At 36.3% G+C, this 4,851-nt stretch carries 5 protein-coding genes; 4 read left to right on the forward strand and 1 reads right to left on the reverse strand.

The genetic code is table 11. The features are described 5' to 3' along the window. Positions 1–135: 135 nt before the first annotated feature. The 4 genes from ruvA (at position 136) to aroF (ending at position 3,674) form a co-directional block, all read left to right on the forward strand. Positions 136–771 carry a Holliday junction branch migration protein RuvA gene (gene ruvA / locus F6K13_RS18445; RefSeq protein WP_124144299.1) on the forward strand — a complete coding sequence of 212 codons (636 nt, stop codon included), beginning with the start codon at positions 136–138 and terminating at the stop codon, positions 769–771. 613 nt (positions 772–1,384) lie between these two features. Beyond that, the gene (gene rpsO / locus F6K13_RS18450; protein WP_124144298.1) at positions 1,385–1,654 is read left to right on the forward strand and encodes a 30S ribosomal protein S15; all 270 of its coding nucleotides are present in this window, start codon (positions 1,385–1,387) and stop codon (positions 1,652–1,654) included. Positions 1,655–1,664: 10 nt separating this feature from the next. After that, positions 1,665–2,153 (forward strand): PAM68 family protein, encoded by a 489-nt coding sequence (locus F6K13_RS18455; RefSeq protein ID WP_124144297.1) that lies wholly within the window; start codon positions 1,665–1,667, stop codon positions 2,151–2,153. Between the two features lie 459 nt (positions 2,154–2,612). After that, a complete protein-coding gene (gene aroF / locus F6K13_RS18460; protein ID WP_124144296.1) occupies positions 2,613–3,674 on the forward strand; it encodes a 3-deoxy-7-phosphoheptulonate synthase in 1,062 nt (353 codons plus the stop codon). A 233-nt stretch (positions 3,675–3,907) separates the two neighbouring features. Here the strand turns inward: aroF and F6K13_RS18465 are convergent. Then, a partial coding sequence (locus F6K13_RS18465) for a hypothetical protein (RefSeq protein WP_287287963.1) occupies positions 3,908–4,851 on the reverse strand: 944 nt, incomplete at its 5' end.

A 4,851-nucleotide genomic window follows, 5' to 3' on the forward strand; every position in this document is an offset into this window, starting at 1 on the left:
ACTATAAAAGCTGGCTGAAACAGTCTATATTCATTAAAACCCCCTCATGAGAGCTGACAGCTCACAGCTAATAGCTGTTTGCGCAGCATTCCGCAGGAAATGCTTACATTTTGTAATAACTTTAAATGAATTTTTATGATTAATTATCTGAAAGGGAAAGTGGCTGATGTTCAAAAAGGTAGTGGTATTCGTGTGACTCTAATTTTAGAAGTTAATCAAGTAGGTTATGAGCTACAAATTCTGCCAAGGTTAACTCAAAATTTACAGCAAGGAGAAGAAATAAAAGTTTTTACTCACCAACAAATACGAGAAGACCAAATGTTATTGTACGGTTTTGGTACTTCTGCAGAAAGAGATTTATTTCGCCAGTTAGTAAGTGTGAGTGGTATTGGGACACAATTAGCGATCGCTTTGTTAAATACTTTAGAATTACCAGATTTAGTCCAAGCTATTGTTGGGGGAAATACTCGTGTCTTAGCCAAAACTCCAGGAGTAGGCCCGAAAACTGCAGAACGTATTGCTTTAGAATTAAAAAATAAATTGGCCGAGTGGCGACATGATGCTGGCTTAACTACATCAGTACCTGTGGGAGTTTTGCCCGCTATTCAAGAGGAAGTAGAAATGACTTTGTTAGCTTTGGGATATACAGGTCAAGAGGTAATACAGGCATTGCAAGCTGTTAGTCAAGATGCTAAAATGTCCAAAAATACAAATGCAGAAGATTGGATTAGGGAAGCTATTAGTTGGTTGAGTCGATTTACTCAGCTTTGAAAAAGTTACAGTTCAACAATTTGGTAGTGGTGCTAATGGTAGAGAGTGTGTGGGGACTAACCCCTAACCCCTTCCAGGAAGGGAGTGTGGGGGAGTGTGGGAAGAAATTAAAAAATATGTATCTTTAACCATTATGGGAGTAGGACAACCTATTTTTTGATCACGGTGGGACTATTAAACCAAATTTAAAAAAAATATTAAATGAACATACTAAATAGCTCAGCAGAAATAAATGTAATACTACTGCATCCAAGGGGAGAAAAGTTTGCAGAGCATATCTAGTAAAGTAATGAGGATGGCTTCGTTGTTTCTCCTCGCAATGACGAAATTTTACACTTAATTAAACCCACCCAGCTAGTAAGAGATTCAGACTCACTGATAATTGAAATTTTATCTTCTTCTATTAGACATCTGGCGATCATCAAAAATCAAATCAATTATCGCGCCAAAATAATCAATTTTCTCCCCCTATTCTGTACGGACGTTGCATACAACGTCCCTACCTACTGCCCTACTCCATCTTTTCCGGAGATGTCTATTGTCCAGAACAGAGATATGATGATATAGTTAATGATTGTAGTAATTTTGAGAAAGATCAGTAGAAGTTAAATATATGGCTCTAAAGCAACAACGTAAACAAGAAATTATTGGTGAATACCAAACCCATGAAACGGATACAGGTTCAGCAGATGTCCAAGTAGCCATGCTGACTGAAAAAATTAGCAAATTAAGCGCTCATTTAAAAAGTAATAAGCAAGATTATTCATCCCAAAGAGGTCTATTAAAAATGATTGGTAAACGTAAGCGCTTACTATCATATATCCAGAAACAAAGTCAAGAACGTTATAAAACATTAATTACTCGCCTTGGTATTAGAGGTTAGAAGCTGACTTATGTCCTCAGAACCATCACGTCAACCTTTACCTTTTGAACCTGCTAAAAATCGTAAAAAGCAAGGTAAGAAATTATCTCCCTCACCCAAAACAAAAACAGTAGATGAGCAAAAGTCTTCTAATGTAAAAAATCAGCCGAAAAACATTAGTAATCAAAAACGCCAACAACTCAAAGAAGACAGTTCTATCCCAGAAGTAGTTAGTCGGCGGATGATAAGTCGTATGGTGTTATTCTCTGGTACACCTCTAATATTGTCTTTATTAACCTTTGTTATTAGCTACTTTATCATTTCAAATGATATTTTAGTACTACCAAACCAAGCAGTTTTGCTAGTTAGTATGGGCTTTTTTGGTTTAAGTGTTATTGGTTTGAGTTATGGTCTTTTTTCTGCTTCTTGGGATGAAGATAGAAAAGGTAGTTTGTTTGGTTGGCAAGAACTAAAAACTAACTTTCAACGAGTTAAAGAAGCTAGGAAAGAAGCTAAATAAAAAAGCTAATTTCTATCTATGATTAATAGTTATAGAGTCAGCATTTCCGTTTGTCATGCTGCGCAAACAACTATTAACATTCAGCATTTCCGTTTGTCATGCTGCGCAAACAGCTTTTGAAAGAATTAAGCAACGACTAAGGTTCACTGATGACTAATTTCATTAATGACTTTTCATTCTTCTTCAAGATTAATTCTTCCTGCCAAAATAATGAGTTAATAACTCATAGCTGATAGCTGAATGCTGAATGCTTAGGTTATAGAGATGAGAAAACCTCGTCTCTAGTAAATTTTAACCTTCCTAAAAAAATTATAGATTGAGACCTGAAAATATCATCTCCACAGAGGAAGCTGGAAATTATATCGGATTTATTAAGAAACAAGTAAAAGTCAAGTTTGACAAGCTATTGTCAAAATAACCGTAGTTTAACTCACATCTAACTTAATTGCAAAAGAAAAAATGATTATAGTAACAAAAGTTGGTTCTCCAGAAGCTGAAATAGACCGTCTTTGTAATGACCTTAAAACTAATTGGGGTCTAACACCAGAAAAAATTGTTGGGCGCTATAAAGTTGTTATAGGTTTAGTAGGAGATACTGCAGACCTAGATCCATTACAACTACAAGAACTGAGTCCTTGGATCGAACAGGTAATGCGGGTTGAACGTCCTTATAAGCGAGCAAGTTTAGAATATCGCCATGGAGAAGCAAGTGAAGTAGTAGTATCTACTCCTGATGGACCTGTAACTTTCGGTCTTCATCACCCCTTAGTTGTAGTTGCAGGCCCTTGTTCGGTAGAAAATGAAGAGATGATTATAGAAACAGCCCAACGGGTCAAAGCTGCGGGTGCTAGGTTTTTGCGCGGAGGAGCTTATAAACCTCGTACCTCTCCTTACTCTTTTCAGGGACATGGTGAAAGTGCTCTAGGTCTATTAGCTGCAGCTAAAGAAAAAACTGGCCTGGGTATCATCACAGAAGTAATGGATGCTGCTGACTTACCAAAATTGATTGAAGTTGCTGATGTGCTACAAGTAGGTGCCCGTAATATGCAAAACTTCTCTCTGTTGAAAAAGGTAGGTGCCCAAGACAAACCTGTACTTTTAAAGCGGGGAATGGCTGCAACTATTGAAGACTGGTTAATGGCTGCAGAGTATATTTTAGCTGCTGGAAATCCAAATGTAATTCTCTGTGAGCGGGGTATTCGTACATTTGACCGTCAGTATGCTCGTAATACCTTGGACCTCTCAGCAATACCAGTTTTGCGATCGCTGACTCATTTACCAATTATGATTGACCCTAGTCATGGTACTGGTCGGGCTGAATATGTACCGGCAATGGCAATGGCTGCTATTGCAGCAGGGACAGATTCTCTGATGATTGAAGTCCATCCAGACCCAGCAAAAGCTCTATCTGACGGCCCTCAATCTCTGACACCTGAAAAATTCGATCGGTTAATGCAGGAAATGTCAGTAATTGGCAAAACAGTAAATCGGTGGCCACAAGCAGAGCCTGTTCTAGTATAGAAGAAGGAGTCAGGAGTCAGGAGTCAGGAGTCAGGAGAGAATTATGGCTGCCGTGATTGAGTAAATAATCAAGCAAATATTTGTGCTTAATTGCTTACTCAGGATTTGATGAACGAAAAAAGTAATTGAAATGAAGCTGATAACTGACCGCTGTTTGCACAGCATTCCGTAGGAAATGCTTACAACAAATTTCCCCCTGTTCCCTACTCCCTACTCCCTACTCCCTGTCTTATCTATAAATTTTGATTATTTTGTTGAGAAATAATACATTCAACTTGATGCTCAACATTATTCAGTAACTTCTGCAAAGTTAACAAGCTATTTAGTTGAAATGGAGCTAGATGTTGACGACAATAAATTTGATTGATTTTAATTTGTAATTGTTTGCCTAATTTCAATGTATCTTGACTCAATAAGTAGAGCTTTTGCTGCTGATAAAATTTTAAAGCAGCTCCTCTTAATACCTGTAGTGTTGCTTGTTCCCCATAAGCTCCTGGCATCACTCTCAAACGTAATAGTAAATGATTATTTTGATAAATTCTTTCAATCTCTACTTGTCGAGGTTTTTTAATGGGAATTGAACTCATTTTTGTCAGAATTTTAAGTTCGTTAATAACACCTTCAATTTTTTCTCGTTCTAGGTTTTCAACTACAGATTTGAGAACTCCATCTTGACTCCAAAGAATTTTTCCTTGTGATTCTTGTTGCCCAAAATAAAGTCTACCAATTCCTGACTCTAAAACACTTACCATTAATTCTCTTAATAACTTTTTAGGCTCTAAATTAGCTATAGCTTCTAAACAGATAGATTTTTGAGATTTAGGTAGTAATAATTCTAAAATATCACATAAATGATTTTGTGATATTTTTTGAGCTTGAGGTTGAAGTTTTTGCTGTTGTGAATCCTGAGTTTTTTTAGTTAAAATTTCTTGATTTGTTGTCTTCTTTTGCTCAGAAAGTTGCTGATTTTCTTCTTTTTTAGTAGATTGATGATGATCAATTTGTTTATGATTATTCTTTGGTAATTTAGGTTGAGAAGAACTAGAAATTACAGATTTTTGATGACCAATATAGTTTAAATAAGATGATAATATTGACCTCTGAGTTTCAGAAGAAATTTCTTCCATTACCAGCGAACAATTTAAGTAAGATAATAATCGGCGAGCATAATTTGTAG

Origin of the sequence: Okeania sp. SIO2B9 (assembly GCF_010672505.1) — a bacterium.
Classification (GTDB): Bacteria; Cyanobacteriota; Cyanobacteriia; order Cyanobacteriales; family Microcoleaceae; genus Okeania; species Okeania hirsuta.

Coding starts and splice junctions, on each gene's coding strand:
- aroF (WP_124144296.1), top strand. CDS start 2,613: ATGATTATAGTAACAAAAGTTGGTTCTCCAGAAGCTGAAATAGACCGT.
- F6K13_RS18455 (WP_124144297.1), top strand. CDS start 1,665: ATGTCCTCAGAACCATCACGTCAACCTTTACCTTTTGAACCTGCTAAA.
- rpsO (WP_124144298.1), top strand. CDS start 1,385: ATGGCTCTAAAGCAACAACGTAAACAAGAAATTATTGGTGAATACCAA.
- ruvA (WP_124144299.1), top strand. CDS start 136: ATGATTAATTATCTGAAAGGGAAAGTGGCTGATGTTCAAAAAGGTAGT.